At 69.9% G+C, this 14,186-nt stretch carries 15 protein-coding genes; 8 read left to right on the top strand and 7 right to left on the bottom strand.

Annotated features, from left to right (window positions below; translation table 11 throughout):
• Positions 1–42: 42 nt before the first annotated feature.
• Positions 43–666 (bottom strand): TetR/AcrR family transcriptional regulator, encoded by a 624-nt coding sequence (locus FG154_RS04160; RefSeq protein WP_145104638.1) that lies wholly within the window; start codon positions 664–666, stop codon positions 43–45.
• A 59-nt stretch (positions 667–725) separates the two neighbouring features.
• Positions 726–854: a hypothetical protein gene (locus FG154_RS21705; protein WP_145104636.1), complete on the bottom strand. Its 129-nt coding sequence runs from the start codon at positions 852–854 to the stop codon at positions 726–728.
• Positions 855–1,289: 435 nt separating this feature from the next.
• On the opposite strand from FG154_RS21705, the gene FG154_RS04150 reads away from it, so the two are divergent.
• The 4 genes from FG154_RS04150 to FG154_RS04135 are packed head-to-tail and all read left to right on the top strand — an operon-like array spanning position 1,290 to position 4,451.
• Positions 1,290–2,219, top strand: coding sequence for an AEC family transporter (locus tag FG154_RS04150; RefSeq protein WP_145104634.1), 930 nt, complete (start codon positions 1,290–1,292; stop codon positions 2,217–2,219).
• Between the two features lie 15 nt (positions 2,220–2,234).
• Positions 2,235–3,065, top strand: a complete 831-nt coding sequence (gene fghA / locus FG154_RS04145; RefSeq protein WP_145104632.1) for an S-formylglutathione hydrolase — start codon at positions 2,235–2,237, stop codon at positions 3,063–3,065.
• Complete coding sequence (locus FG154_RS04140; RefSeq protein ID WP_145104630.1) at positions 3,058–3,543, top strand: YaiI/YqxD family protein; 486 nt, start codon at positions 3,058–3,060, stop codon at positions 3,541–3,543. Before fghA ends, FG154_RS04140 begins: the two co-directional genes overlap by 8 nt.
• Complete coding sequence (locus tag FG154_RS04135) at positions 3,540–4,451, top strand: ornithine cyclodeaminase family protein (RefSeq protein ID WP_145104628.1); 912 nt, start codon at positions 3,540–3,542, stop codon at positions 4,449–4,451. The genes FG154_RS04140 and FG154_RS04135 overlap by 4 nt, the downstream gene beginning before the upstream one ends.
• A gap of 3 nt (positions 4,452–4,454) precedes the next feature.
• Here the strand turns inward: FG154_RS04135 and FG154_RS04130 are convergent, their stop codons facing one another.
• Entirely contained in the window at positions 4,455–5,084 is a 630-nt protein-coding gene (locus tag FG154_RS04130) for a cytochrome c oxidase assembly protein (protein ID WP_145104626.1), read from the bottom strand.
• 416 nt (positions 5,085–5,500) lie between these two features.
• On the opposite strand from FG154_RS04130, the gene FG154_RS04125 reads away from it, so the two are divergent.
• The gene (locus FG154_RS04125; RefSeq protein WP_145104624.1) at positions 5,501–5,644 is read left to right on the top strand and encodes an entericidin A/B family lipoprotein; all 144 of its coding nucleotides are present in this window, start codon (positions 5,501–5,503) and stop codon (positions 5,642–5,644) included.
• 39 nt (positions 5,645–5,683) lie between these two features.
• Here the strand turns inward: FG154_RS04125 and lepA are convergent, their stop codons facing one another.
• Positions 5,684–7,483, bottom strand: a complete 1,800-nt coding sequence (gene lepA, locus FG154_RS04120) for a translation elongation factor 4 (protein WP_145104622.1) — start codon at positions 7,481–7,483, stop codon at positions 5,684–5,686.
• 365 nt (positions 7,484–7,848) lie between these two features.
• Between lepA and FG154_RS04115 the strand changes: the two genes are divergently transcribed.
• Complete coding sequence (locus FG154_RS04115; protein WP_145104620.1) at positions 7,849–8,154, top strand: hypothetical protein; 306 nt, start codon at positions 7,849–7,851, stop codon at positions 8,152–8,154.
• A gap of 45 nt (positions 8,155–8,199) precedes the next feature.
• On the opposite strand, the gene FG154_RS04110 is transcribed toward FG154_RS04115, so the two are convergent.
• From FG154_RS04110 to meaB, 3 genes are all read right to left on the bottom strand, one after another.
• On the bottom strand, positions 8,200–8,682 hold the full coding sequence (locus tag FG154_RS04110) for a copper chaperone PCu(A)C (protein WP_145104618.1): 483 nt from the start codon (positions 8,680–8,682) through the stop codon (positions 8,200–8,202).
• Between the two features lie 613 nt (positions 8,683–9,295).
• Positions 9,296–9,586 carry a 50S ribosomal protein L28 gene (gene rpmB / locus FG154_RS04100; protein ID WP_011910057.1) on the bottom strand — a complete coding sequence of 97 codons (291 nt, stop codon included), beginning with the start codon at positions 9,584–9,586 and terminating at the stop codon, positions 9,296–9,298.
• Between the two features lie 226 nt (positions 9,587–9,812).
• Complete coding sequence (gene meaB, locus FG154_RS04095; protein ID WP_145104614.1) at positions 9,813–10,784, bottom strand: methylmalonyl Co-A mutase-associated GTPase MeaB; 972 nt, start codon at positions 10,782–10,784, stop codon at positions 9,813–9,815.
• Positions 10,785–10,919: 135 nt separating this feature from the next.
• Here meaB and FG154_RS04090 point away from each other — a divergent pair, with 135 nt between their 5' ends.
• Positions 10,920–11,633, top strand: coding sequence for a DUF3108 domain-containing protein (locus tag FG154_RS04090; protein ID WP_145104612.1), 714 nt, complete (start codon positions 10,920–10,922; stop codon positions 11,631–11,633).
• A 42-nt stretch (positions 11,634–11,675) separates the two neighbouring features.
• Entirely contained in the window at positions 11,676–14,102 is a 2,427-nt protein-coding gene (gene hrpB, locus FG154_RS04085) for an ATP-dependent helicase HrpB (RefSeq protein WP_145104610.1), read from the top strand.
• Positions 14,103–14,186: the final 84 nt, after the last annotated feature.

Here is a 14,186-nt window from a genome sequence, read left to right as displayed (position 1 = left end):
CCCTGGTGCGTAGCGGAGCAATGTGAAACCGGCCGCGCGCATTCAGCCGCTGGGCGCGTAGCGGGCGAGGAACATCTCGACCGCTCCGGCCACCACCCGGCGCCGCTCCCCGGCACTCACCGCCGCGCCCACGCCAAAGACGATGCGGTTGAAGAGGTCGGCCTTGCACAACTCGGCGAACTGGTCGGCGGCAAGCTCGAGATCCTCGATGATGAGCTCATGCCGCGCCACGGCCTGCCGCAGGTATTCCACGATCCTCTGGCGGACGAGGGCCGGTCCGCTTGCGTAGAACTCGTGCCCGAGTTCCGGGAACCTGTCGGCCTCGGCCACGCAGATCCGGTAGGTTCGGATCCCGAAGTCGGACAGCACGAAATCGACGATGCGCGCGGCCGCCATCGTCAGCACCTCGCGCGGGCCGAGGTCGGAGGTGATCAGCGCCACGGCCTCTTCGGCCTGCCGCAGGCACTCGGCCTTGGCGACCTCCAGAAACAGAAGCCGCTTGTCGGGGAAATAGCTGTAGAGCGTCGCCTTTGACACGCCCGCCTCGCGCGCGATGTCATCGACGCTCGCCCCTTCGAACCCGTTGCGCAAAAAGACCTTCCGGGCGCCCTCGAGCACCTGTGGCATCTTGCGGCCCTTGCGAAGCGGGATCGTGTCGGCTGGCATCGGGCTCCTCCTGCCGCGACCTTACGCGCGCCGCAGGAGGAGCCGCAAGAACCCGCCGCTCAACCGCCGCAGGCCGTGCAGGCCTTGGGCCAGGTGAGGTGGGGAATGTCCAGCGGCAGCGCAAAGGACGGAGCCGCCAGACCCAGCACCAGCGTCAGGGTCGCCATTGTCAGGGTCAGACGTTTCATCTCGATCTCCTTATGAACCGAACGGTTCAGTTTGAAGATGGAGCGAGTTGGCGGGAGAGGCAAGCGGAAAACGAACCGAACGGTTCACCTCGGGCATCTTGTCGCCCTGCGGCAGATCCCGCCATCAGGGTTGGGATCCCCACCGGACGTGCGGGCGAGACGGGGAGCGAAGAGGGGGGCTGTCTGCCCCCGTCTCCGGCAGAGCCGGAGACTCCCCCGAGGATATTTGGGCAGAGTGAACGCGAAGGCGGGCGTCGGAGACGAGGCGGCATCTGCGGAGGCGGCGCCCGATCGTGCACAAGAGGCGGCGCCTGTCGCGGATGCGGCGACGGGAGCCTTGCGCGGCGGCGCGGCACGGGGATCAGACGATTGGCCGAGCTTGCATCCAGCGGGGTGGCGTGAAACCTTGGCGCCAACCCGAGCCGAAAGCCTGAGATGCTGCCCGTCCTTCTCAAGACCTTGCCCTTCTTCGCTCTGATCGGGATGGGCTATCTCGCCGGGCGGGCGCGGTTCTTCACACCGGAGGCGACCTCGTGGCTGACGAAGTTCGTGTTCTACTTCGCCCTGTCGGCCATGCTCTTCCGCTTTGCGGCGAACCTGTCGCTGGCCGAGATCTGGTCGCTGCCCTTCGTGATGGCCTATCTCACGGGCTGCACCCTCGTCTATCTGCTGGCCGTGGCGGTGGCGCGGCTGCGGCGGGTGAGCACCGAGGAGGCCGCGATCGAGGGGCAGTGCGCTGTGATCGGCAACACGGGGTTTCTCGGGGTGCCGATGCTGGTCCTGCTGCTGGGGCCCGAGGCCGCGGGGCCGGTGCTGATGGTGCTGGCGATCGACCTCATCGTCTTCTCCTCGCTCATCACCCTCATCATCACCGGCGTGCGCGAGGGGCACATGAGCCTGCGCATCATCAGGGTGCTGGGCGTGGGGCTGCTGAAGAACCCGATGATCGTCTCGATGGTGGCGGGGCTCGGCTGGTCGGCCACGGGCGCACCCGTTCCGGGGCCGGTCAACGAGTTCCTCGCGCTTCTGGGGGGCGCGGCCACGCCCGGCGCGCTCTTTGCCATCGGCGCCTCGCTTGCCACCCGCTCGGCCGAGCGGATCGAGGTCGCGGCCTGGCTCTCGTTCTGCAAGCTCGTGCTGCATCCGCTGGCCGTGGCGGCCTCGGCGCTCCTGGTCTTTCCGGTCGAGCGGCAGGCGGCGGGCGTGATGATCGCCGCGGCCGCCCTGCCGGTGGCGGGCAATGTCTATATCCTTGCGCAGCACTATGGGGTCGCGCCGCAGCGCGTCTCGGCCTCGATCCTGATATCCACCGCGGTCAGCATCCTGACCATCACCGGCGTGATCGCCTGGGTCACGACCTTCTGAGGAGAGGAGACCACCATGAAGACCATCTCTGAGAGCCGTTGCTTTGGCGGAACGCAGGGCGTCTACAGCCACACGTCGCAGATCACGGGCTGCGACATGACTTTCGGGCTGTTCCTGCCGCCCGAGGCCGAGAACGAGGCGGTGCCGCTGGTCTGGTATCTCTCGGGCCTCACCTGCACCCACGAGAACGCGATGGTGAAGGCGGGCGCGCAGAAATGGGCGGCGCAGGAGGGGCTGGCGCTGGTCTTTCCCGACACATCGCCGCGGGGCGAGGGCGTGCCGGATGACGAGAATTACGCACTGGGCCAGGGCGCCGGCTTCTACGTCAACGCCACCGAGGCGCCCTGGTCCACGAACTTCCGCATGTGGGACTACATCACCGAGGATCTGCCCCGCGTCCTGTTCTCGGCCTTTCCGCTCGACGAGAGCCGGCAGTCGATCATGGGGCATTCGATGGGGGGCCACGGCGCGCTGACCATCGCCATGAGCTTTCCGGGGCGGTTCCGCTCGGTCTCGGCCTTCGCTCCGATCACCAATCCGACGGCGTCGGACTGGGGGCGCAAGCAGCTCACGGCCTATCTCGGGGCGGACGAGAGCAAGTGGGCGCCGCACGATTCGGTCCTGCTGATGAAGAAGCGTGGCTTCGACGGGCCGATCCTGATCGACCAGGGCGCCTCGGACCAGTTCCTCGAGTCGCTCAAGCCCGAGGCGCTGGCCGAGGCGATGATGGCGCGGCGCCAGCAGGGCATCTTCCGCATGCAGCCGGGCTACGACCACAGCTACTTCTTCGTTTCGACCTTCATGGAGGACCATATCCAGTTCCACGCCGAAGCCCTGTATGACTGAGCTCTACATCGACGCCGACGCCTGCCCGGTGAAGGCCGAGGCAGAGCGGGTCGCCGTGCGGCACGGGGTGCGGATGTTTCTCGTGTCGAACGGCGGCATCCGGCCTCCGGCCCATCCGCTTGTCGAGAGCGTCTTCGTGCCCGAGGGGCCGGATGCCGCCGACAAGTGGATCGCCGAGCGGGCGGGCACGGGCGATGTCGTGGTGACCTCGGACATCCCGCTTGCCGCGAAGGCCGTGGCGGCGGGGGCCCTGGTCGTCAAGCCCACTGGCGAGACGCTGACCACGGCCAACATCGGCAACGCACTGGCCACGCGCGACCTGATGGCCGACCTGCGGTCGGCCGATCCGTTCCGGCAGGGCGGCGGGCGGCCCTTCTCCAGGGCCGACCGGTCGCGCTTTCTCGACGCGCTGGAACGTGCGATGCGCAAGGCAGCGGAAGCGGCGCGCGGCGCAGGACAGGATGAGGCAGGAACATGAGCATCGAGATCATCGGCCCCGAGGCCGAGGCGCATCTGAACTGGCACGGGCTGACCACGGCGCTCGCACAGGGCCACAAGCTGCCGCGGGCCGAGGTAGCGGACATCTTCCTCTACCGCGGCAAGGACACGCTGCTCTCGCGGGCGGCCTGGATTGACGGGCTGGGCCAGCTCGTGAAGACGGCGACCATCTTTCCGGGCAACGGGGCCGCGGGCAAGCCCACGGTCAACGGCGCGGTGACCCTCTATTCCGACCGGGACGGCACGCTTGAGGCGCTGGTCGATTTCCATCTCGTGACCAAATGGAAGACGGCGGGCGACAGCCTCCTGGCGGCGAAGACCCTTGCCCGGCGCGACAGCCGCGAGATCCTGCTGGTGGGCGCGGGCAATGTGGCGCGATCCATGATCGAAGCCTATTCGAGCCATTTCCCTCACGCGCGCTTCACGGTCTGGAACCGCTCGCCCGAGAAGGCGCGCGCGATGGAGGGGCCGCGGGTGCGCGCGACCGAGGATCTCGAGGGCGCGGTCCGGGCGGCCGACATCATCTGCACCGCCACCATGAGCCACGATCCGGTGGTGAAGGGCGCATGGCTGAAACCCGGCACGCACCTCGACCTGATCGGCGCCTACCGGCCCGACATGCGCGAGGTCGATGACGAGGCGATCCGGCGCGCCACCCTCTTCGTCGACTCGCGAAAGACCACGATCGGGCATATCGGCGAGATCCAGGATCCGCTCGACCGCGGCATCATCACCGAGGCCGACATCCGCGCGGACTACTACGATCTCGCCTCGGGCCTCTACGCGCGCCGGTCCGACGAGGAGATCACGCTGGCCAAGAACGGAGGCGGGGCGCATCTCGACCTGATGACGGCGGCTTACATTGCCGCCATGTGGCGCCTGCGCTGATCCTCAGCCGGCCCGCGTGAGGCGCCGCGTGAAGAGGGCGGCGCCGCCGAGGTAGGGAACCAGCCCCGCCACCGCCATCATCGCGCCTCCGAGGCGCTGGTTTCCCAGCGGGTCGAGCCCGAAGGCCGTGCCGCAGATCTCGGGCGCATAGAGCAGCCGCGGCGCCAGCGTCAGAAGCACGCCCAGCATCGTCATGTGCATGAGCGAGAAGAGCATGGCGAGAAGGCCCGCCGCGGCCGCGGCCTTGCCCGGTGCAAGCCCGGGCAGCCAGACGAGGACGCCCGCCACCAGAAAGCTTGCTTGCTGCACGAGAAACAGCAGGGGATCGAGCGCGGCCGCCTCATGCAGGCGCGGCGCGTGCCAGCCCCAGACCACGGCCAGCTCGACCAGGGAGGCCGCGACGGCAAGAGCGATCGGCCACTGCGCGCGCAGCGGCGCGATCTGCGAGAGCCCGATCGCGACCAGCGGCGCTGCCCCGAGGATCACGCCCAGATGCAGGATCATGTGCCACGCGAAGGAGATCCGGGCGAGTTCAGGCAGCGGGCCGCCCCACAGCGCCAGAAGCGCGGCCAGACCTGCACCGAGCGGCACCACCCCGCCCCGCCATGTCGCTCCGCCCGCCGTGCCGTCCATCAACCCACCATCCTGTGCCCCCTCAAACCTAGTGCGCCACGGGAAAGGGGAAGGCTGCGGATGGTCCGGCCCTTCGGATCAGAGGCACGGCCGCCTCATGTCACGCGCGGCCACGGGATGAGGATCAACGGCGGCAACGGCCGGCTCGGCCCGTCGCGGATGCGTGCAGGCACAGCCCGTAGCAATGGATCACCAGTGTCACGGCCCTGCCCCTGGAGCGGCACCGAAAGCTCCCGGTTCGGGAGAAGGGGCGCCGCGGCAAGAACCGCAAGGACCGTCAGGAGAAACGCGAGAACAAGCTGGATCATGCGCGCAGTGAGCCACAGGATCCTTAAGGACGGGTTCAAGCCCGCCCCGCGTCGGGAACGTCGGGGCGCCGCCGCGCGTTCGAAGGCGAGCAACCACGGAGTTTCACCATGAAGAAGTCTTTCCTTCTCCTGCCGCTTCTCGCCGTCATGGGTCTGGCCGCCTGCCAAACCGTCGAAGGTGCGGGGCAGGATCTCTCGGCTGCCGGCAGCGCGATCAGCCAGGAGTCGCGCGAGGCTCAGGCCGGCATGTAAGCGCCCGAAGCGGCGCCGGAAGGCGCCGCTTCCAGCATCTCAGCTGTCCATCTTCAGCGCGTTGATGAAGGCCTGCTGCGGAATCTCGACCTTGCCGAACTGGCGCATCTTCTTCTTGCCGGCCTTCTGCTTGTCCAGCAGCTTGCGCTTCCGCGTCGCGTCGCCGCCGTAGCACTTGGCCGTCACGTCCTTGCGCATGGCCGAGATCGTCTCGCGCGCGATGACCCGGCCGCCGATCGCCGCCTGGATCGGGATCTTGAACATGTGCCGCGGGATCAGCTCCTTCAGCTTCTCGACCATCGCCCGGCCGCGCAGATCGGCGCGGTCGCGGTGCACCATCATCGACAGCGCATCCACCGGCTCGTCGTTCACGAGGATCGACATCTTCACGAGGAAATCCTCGCGGTAGCCGGTGATCTGGTAATCGAAGCTCGCGTAGCCCTTCGTCACCGACTTCAGCCGGTCGTAGAAGTCGAACACCACCTCGTTCAGCGGCAGGTCATAGACCACCATCGCACGCGACCCGGCATAGCTCAGGTCGAGCTGGATGCCGCGCCGGTCCTGACACAGCTTCAGCACATCGCCGAGATACTCGTCGGGCACCATGATCGTGGCGCGGATGCGCGGCTCCTCGATATGGTCCACCAGCGTCAGGTCGGGCATGTCGGTGGGGTTGTGCAACTCCTGCACCGTGCCGTCGCGCATGTAGATCTGATAGACCACCGAGGGCGCCGTGGTGATCAGATCGAGGTCATATTCGCGTTCCAGACGGTCGCGCACGACCTCCAGATGCAGCAGGCCGAGGAAGCCGCAGCGGAAGCCGAAGCCGAGCGCCGCCGAGGTCTCCATCTCGTAGGTGAAAGAGGCGTCGTTCAGCGCGAGCTTCTCGATCGCTTCACGCAAGCCCTCGAAATCGTTGGCATCGACCGGGAAGAGACCGCAGAACACCACCGGCTGCGCGGGCTTGAAGCCCGGCAGCGGCGCCTCGCAGCCCTTCTTCTCGTGGGTGATCGTGTCGCCCACCCGCGTGTCGCGCACCTGCTTGATCGAGGCGGTCAGCACGCCGATCTCGCCCGGCCCCAGTTCCGCGATGTCCACCATCTGCGGCTTGAGCACGGCCAGCCGGTCGATGCCATAGACCGCGCCGGTCTGCATCATCTTCACCCGGTCGCCCTTGCGGATGACGCCGTCCATCACGCGGATCATCACGACCACGCCGAGATAGGCGTCGTACCAGCTGTCCACCAGCATCGCCTTGAGCGGCGCCTCGCGGTTGCCCTTGGGCGGCGGCAGGCGCGTGACGATCGCCTCGAGCACGTCGGGGATCCCGAGGCCCGACTTGGCCGAGATCAGCACCGCGTCCGAGGCGTCGAGGCCGATCACATCCTCGATCTGCGACTTCACCCGCTCGGGTTCGGCCGCCGGCAGGTCGATCTTGTTCAGGACGGGGACGATCTCGTGCCCCGCATCCAGCGCCTGATAGACGTTGGCCAGCGTCTGCGCCTCGACCCCTTGCGACGCATCCACCACCAGGAGCGAGCCCTCGACCGCGCGCATCGAGCGGCTGACCTCGTAGGCGAAGTCCACGTGGCCGGGCGTGTCGATCAGGTTCAGGACGTAGGTCTTGCCGTCCCTGGCCGGATATTCGATCCGCACCGTGTTGGCCTTGATGGTGATGCCGCGCTCGCGCTCGATCTCCATCGAGTCGAGGATCTGGGCCTTCATGTCCCGCTCGGCCACCGTCCCCGTCAACTGGATCAGCCGGTCGGCGAGGGTGGATTTGCCGTGGTCGATGTGGGCCACGATGGAAAAGTTGCGGATGAGGTCGAGCTGGGTCATGCGCGGCGTATATCCTGTCCCGGGCCCGCCGGGAAGAGGCCAGCAAGGCCAGAAACCACGCCGCGCGCCGCGCCGGTTCACGGCTCAAAGGATCCACCGGAGCAGGCTCTTCGCGCCGAGGATCGCCGGGGGAAGCGGGGGAACGATCCGGGCCGTCAGGGCCGCGCGATTCTCGCCCGCGGGGGCCCCTCAGCCCCCGAACGCTACGCGCGCGACCGGCGTCGGCGGCCCCTCGCGGGAGCGTGATCCGTGAGGAACGTCCGCCAACCATCGAATCGCTTTGAAGAAAAGCCGCTTTTGCGGCATAGTCTTCGGACATCGAAAACGGCGGGACCAACCTGCCGGAGCAGTGAACGAGGCAGAACATGAAGAAACCGGCCCTTGCGGCGGCGCTTGCCGTGCTTGTCCTTCCGTCCCTTGCCGCTGCCGGCGGCCCGATCGAGCGGGCCTGCCTGCGCTCTGACCGGCAGGCGGCCAATGCGTCCACATGCAACTGCATCCAGCAGGTGGCCGACATGACCCTGCCTTCGGCCGACCAGCGCCGGGCGGCGAAGTTCTTTGCCAACCCGGACGAGGCGCAGGAAGTGCGCTTCTCGGGGCGCAGCTCGGATTCGGCCTTCTGGCGGCGCTACAAATCCTTCGGAGAGGCGGCTCAGGCCTACTGCGGCTGAGCCTATAAGGGCGCGCGCTCCGGCGCGCCCTGCCCCCGCGCCCGGTCAGTGCGCGTGATCCATGCCCTGCATCTGGTGGGCCGCCGCATCCTCTCGGGTGGGGTCCACGGGCACGCTGAGATCCACCCGCGCGCCGCTCTCGAAGGTGAGCGTAAGCGCCACCTCGTCGCCCTCCTGCAGCGGCCGCGTGAGGCCCATCAGCATGACATGGTCGCCGCCGCGGGCGAGCGCATGGCTGTCGTGGGCGGGAACCTCGAACCCCTCGGCCACCTCGACCATCCGCACGATCCCGTCCTCACCCGCGAGATGGGTGTGAAGCTCGACCCTGGCGGCGGCCTCGGAAGCGGCCGACACCAGCCGGTCGGCGGTGGTGCCGAGATTCTCGATCACCATGAAGATGGCCCCGGATTTCGCGGCGGGGCTTGAGACGCGGGCATAGGCGTCCCGGACGGCAATGTTGCTGTCGGCGAAGGCCGGCAGGGCGAAGGTGACGGCGGCGGCCGCGAGCAGCGTCTTGAACGGTGTCATGGGTCTCTCCTGTGAAACGGGCTGGGGATGCGTCAGGCGGCAGGCGCCGGCGGATCGCGGGCACAGGGAGCAGGAGAGGGAAGGCTTGCGGCCACAACGGGCGCAGAGCGCGGGAGTCCCTCGCCGCGCAAGAGCGGCGCGCGGGGCATAGGACCGAAAGGTGGGGCAACCGCCGTGCCCAGCCCCGCCAGACAGTCCGGGCAGGGGTGAACCGGTCCGACCGGCCTGCCCTCGCGGTCGAGCGCGATGGTGGCGACACCATGGCCGGTGCAGATCACTACCTGCCGTGCCGCCGCCGGACCATGCGCGGCCGAGACCGTCAGAGAGGCGGCCGCAAGAACGAGGGAGAGAAGGCAGGCCAGCACGGGGCGCATCATGCACCGGATCATAGGGGCCCAAGCGCCCGCAACAAGCCGGCATCGGCGGCGAGCTTGCGCTGGCTCAACAGCTGGCGGTGCAAGCCCTGGACAAGAGCCGCCGCTGACCGGCGGCGCGGCGGCAGGGGAAACCCGACCGAGTCCACCGCGGCCGCGCTTTCCGCCGCCATGCCAAAGGCCCAAAAGCAAAGACCCCGCCGACTGGCGGGGCCGAGGCCGATGAGCGCCGAGCCGGATCAGGCGGCGGTGGCGCGGACCTTCTCGATCTCTTTCTTGATGGCGAGGGCCTTGAGCGACAGCTCTTCGTCCCGGGCCTTCGCGAGGAAGGCGTCGAGCCCGCCACGGTGGTCCACGGTGCGCAGGGCCGCGGCCGAGATGCGCAGCTTGAAGGACTGGCCCAGAACGTCCGAGATCAGGGTGACGTCGTTCAGGTTCGGCAGGAAGCGCCGACGGCTCTTGTTGTTGGCGTGGCTGACCGTGTTGCCGGTCATCGGAGCCTTACCGCTAAGTTCGCAGACGCGCGACATGGTCGTGATCCTCGTGGTTGTGCATCGACTGCACGGTTGTGCATGAAGGGCACCGCCAGAGGCAGCGCGCCGAATTCCATCGGGGCCGTTTAGGGGCAAAGCGGAGCGGCGTCAAGCGATTCAGGGCGGTTCGGAGCGAGCGGCCGATGGGGCCGAGAATGGCCACCCGCGGCGGGGGCTTCGCGCCCCCGCACCCCCGCGGGATATTTGAGCGAGAATGAAGGGATCAAATAGAGGCGAGCATCCGGGCGGCGGCCGCCTCGGGGGTGAGATCGCCGCGGGTGACGGCCTCGCCCAGCCGGCTCATGGCCTCGCGCGCGGGGCCCGGGCGGCTCAGGACGGAGAGGAGGCCCTGGCGGACCTCTTCCTCGAACCAGTGGCGGGACTGCTCGGACCGGCGGCGGGCGAAATGTCCGGTGTCGCGGCGCCAGCCGACGAGCGCCTGCATCTCGGCCCAGGCATCGGAGAGGCCCTGCTCTTCGATGGCCGAGACCGGCATCGCCTTGGGAAAGCCCTCGGGATCCTGCGGCCGGCGGCGCAGGAGGCTCAGCGCGCCGGCGTAGTCCGCCACGGTTCGCATGGCGGCGGGCCTGAGGTCGCCGTCGGCCTTGTTGACGAGGATGATGTCGGCCATCTCCATGATGCCGCGCTTGACGCCCTGCAGCTCGTCGCCGCCCGCGGGGGCGAGGAGCAGAAGGAAGAGGTCGCAGAGCTGGGCCACCACGGTCTCGGACTGGCCGACGCCCACCGTCTCGATCAGGATCACGTCGAAGCCCGCCGCCTCGCAGAGCGCCACAGCCTCGCGGGTGCGGCGCGCGACGCCGCCCAGGTGGCTCTGGGACGGCGACGGGCGGATGAAGGCCATCGGATCGCGCGAGAGCCGCTCCATCCGGGTCTTGTCGCCGAGGATCGAGCCGCCCGAGCGGGAGGAGGAGGGATCGACGGCGAGAACCGCCACCCTGAGCCCCTGGCCGGTCAGCATCAGCCCGAAGCTCTCGATGAAGGTGGATTTGCCGACGCCCGGCGCGCCCGACAGACCGATCCTCAGCGCCTCGCGGCCGGTCTCCGCCAGCTGGCCGAGAAGCGCCAGGGCCTGTTCGCGGTGATCGGTGCGCTGGCTTTCGACGAGCGTGATGGCGCGGGCGAGGGCGCGACGGTCGCCGCTGGCGATACGGGAGGCGAGGTCGGCTGTGTCCATCGGGTGCTCCGGCAAGATCGGGCGCAGCCTCTCCGGCCGCTGACGCGATTGTCAGGGCGGAACCGGACTGCGGGGCTGTTGTGCCCTCTCTTCCCGCGATATGCCAGAGGCGAGAATGCGGCAGATGGAGGTTCCATGCGCACGGCTCTCGGGATGGCGGCGCTGGCGCTGCTGCTGGCGGTGCCCGCCGCCGCACGGACGGACGAGGCCGCGTTCGATCTCGTGCTTCGCGGTGTGCGGGCTGGAACCTTCTCGTTCAGTGGCGCCGAGGAGGCGGGACGCTACAGCGTCAACGGGCGGCTGCAGAGCGGGGGTCTGCTCGGGCTGGTCCGCAGGATGCGCTACGATGCGCAGGCCAGTGGGCGGATGGAGCAGGGCCGCCCCGAGGCGCTTCGCTACAGCGAGAAGGCCGACACCGGACGGCGGCAGTCCGAGGTGGTCCTGACCTGGGACCGGGGCGGGCCGAGGGTCGAACGCTACGCGCCCGCGCGCACCCCCCGCCCCTACGACGTGGATCCGGCGGCGCAGCGCGGCACGGTGGACCCGATGACGGCCCTCTACGCCGCGCTCCGGGATGTCGAGCCGGGGCAGGAATGCCGGCTGTCGCTGGACATCTTCGACGGGCGGCGGCGGACGCAGGTGGTGCTGGGCACGCCGAAGGCGACCGAGGGCGGCGTCAGCTGCGCGGGCGAGTTCCGGCGCGTGGCGGGCTACTCGCCCGAGGACATGGCCGAGAAGCCGCGCTTTCCCTTCACGCTCTACTACCAGCCGACAGCCGACGGGCGGATGCGCGTGATGCAGGTGGCGACGGACACGATCTACGGCAAGGCCACGCTGCGGCGGCGCTAGCGCGCCTCTGGCGCGGGGCGCGAGGTCCGGCCATAAGGGCGCATGACCGAAACGCTGCCGATCGACTCTGCGCTGCCTGCCCTGGTGGAGGCGCTCGTGACCCGCCGGATGGGGGTGCTCCAGGCACCGCCCGGGGCAGGCAAGACCACGCGCGTGCCGCTTGCAATCCTGGGCGCCGGGCTGACCGGAGAACGGATCGTGATGCTCGAGCCGCGGCGTCTGGCGGCGCGGGCGGCCGCCGAGCGGATGGCGGCCACGCTCGGCGAGCCGGTGGGCCAGACCGTCGGCTACCGTATCCGGGGCGAGGCGCGCGTCTCGCCGGCCAGCCGCATCGAGGTGGTGACCGAGGGCATCCTCACCCGGATGATCCAGGACGATCCCGCGCTCGAGGGGATCGGCGCGCTGATCTTCGACGAGTTCCACGAGCGCAGCCTGAACGCCGATCTGGGGCTTGCGCTGGCGCTCGAGGTGCGGGGCGCGCTGCGCGAGGATCTGCTGCTTGTCGCCATGTCCGCGACGCTCGACGCGGGGCCGGTGGCCGATCTGATGGGCGGGGCGCCTGTCGTGACCTCGGAGGGACGCGCCTTCCCGGTCGAGACGCGGTGGCTGGCGCGCCCGCTCGCCCCCGGCGCGCGGCTGGAGCCCGAGGTGGCGGCCCTCGTGCGGCAGGCGGCGGCCGAGACCCAAGGCGACATCCTCGTCTTCCTGCCGGGTGAGGGCGAGATCCGGCGCGTGCAGGGCATGCTCGACCTGCCGGGGGTGCGCGTGGCGCCGCTCTTCGGCGCGCTCGACTTCGCGGCCCAGCGCGCGGCGCTCGAGCCAGGCCCGGAGCGTCGGATCGTGCTGGCCACCTCGATCGCCGAGACTTCACTGACCATTCCGGGCGTGCGGGTGGTGGTCGATGCCGGCCGCGCGCGGCGGGCGCGGTTCGATCCGAGTTCCGGCATGTCGCGGCTGGTGACCGAGCGGGTGACGCGGGCGGAGGCCGACCAGCGGCGGGGCCGCGCGGGCCGTGTGGCCGCGGGCATCTGCTACCGGATGTGGACGCGGGGCGAGGAAGGGGCTCTGGCGGCCTTTCCGCCGGCCGAGATCGAGGCGGCGGATCTGACCGGGCTTGCGCTCGAGCTGGCGGTCTGGGGCAGCGCCGACCTGCCGTTCCTGACGCCGCCCCATCCCGGCGTGCTGGCCGAGGCGCGTGGGCTGCTCGAGCGGCTGGGCGCGCTGGAGGATGGCCGGATCACCGCCCATGGCAAGCGGCTGGCGCGTCTGCCGCTCCATCCCCGGCTGGGCCACATGCTGACGGTGGCGGGGCCCTCCGCCGCGCCGCTTGCCGCGCTGATGGCCAACCGTGACCCGGTGAAGGGGCCGCCCGATCTTGCGCTGCGTCTGGCGGCGCTGGCCGATCCGAAGCGCTTCTCGGACGAGCATCCGCACGAGGTGAACCGCACGGCCCTCGCCCGCATCCGGGACGAGGCCCGCCGGCTCTCCCGCGCGGTGGCGACGCCCGACGCGGGTCTGTCGGTGGGGCAGATGGCGGCGCTGGCCTATCCCGACCGGGTCGGCCTGAGGCGCAAGGGCGAGGCGCCGCGCTGGGTGCTCTCGGGCGGCAAGGGCGCGGCGATGGAACCGGGCCTGCCGCTCTCGGGCGCGCGGCTGATCGTGGCGACCGATCTCGACGGCGACGCGCGCGAGGCGAAGGTGCGGCAGGCGGCGCCGATCCCGGAATCCGAACTGCGCCAGCTGTTTGCGCCACAGATCCGCTGGCGCACGGTCTGCGACTGGTCGCGCCGCGAAGGCCGCGTCGTGGCGCGGCGGCAGGAAACCTGTGGCGCGCTGGTGCTCGACGACCGGACCTGGCCCGAGGTGCCCCCCGAGGCGCTGGCCCGCGCGGCCTTCGAGGGGCTGCGCCAGATCGGCCTGCCGTGGAGCGAGGCGGCCCGCAGGCTGCGCGCCCGCATCGCCCTGTTGCGCGCCGAGGGGGCCGAGATGCCCGACACGTCGGACGCGGCGCTGCTGGCCGATCCCGAATGGCTGCTGCCCTACCTCGGCACCCGCCGGACCGAGGCGGATCTGCGCGCCCTCGACCTGACCGAGCCGCTGCGCGCCCTCCTCGGCTGGGAGGGGGTGCAGCTTCTCGACCGGCTGGCGCCCGCGCATTTCGAGACGCCGCTCGGGCGCAAGGTGCCGATCGATTACGAGGGAGAGGCGCCGGGAATCGAGATCCGGCTGCAGGAGATGTTCGGCGTGACGGTGCACCCGACGGTGGGGCCCAAAAGGCTGCCCTTGCGGATCACCCTGCTGTCACCGGGCCAGCGGCCGGTGCAGGTGACGATGGATCTTCCGGGCTTCTGGGCAAGTTCCTATGCCGACGTCCGCCGCGACATGCGCGGGCGCTACCCCCGCCATCCCTGGCCCGAGGATCCGACGGTGGCGGAGCCGACGCTGCGGGCCAAGCCGCGCGGCACCTGAGGTGCGCCGGGCGGGCATGGTCCATGCCCACGACGTCTCAGACCGGGGAGGCAGACGCCAGCGCATCGCGGTCAGGGGCCGGGC

Source organism: Cereibacter sediminicola (genome assembly GCF_007668225.1).
Classification (GTDB): Bacteria; Pseudomonadota; Alphaproteobacteria; order Rhodobacterales; family Rhodobacteraceae; genus Cereibacter_A; species Cereibacter_A azotoformans.
This window is presented reverse-complemented; position numbering and strand designations above follow the sequence as displayed.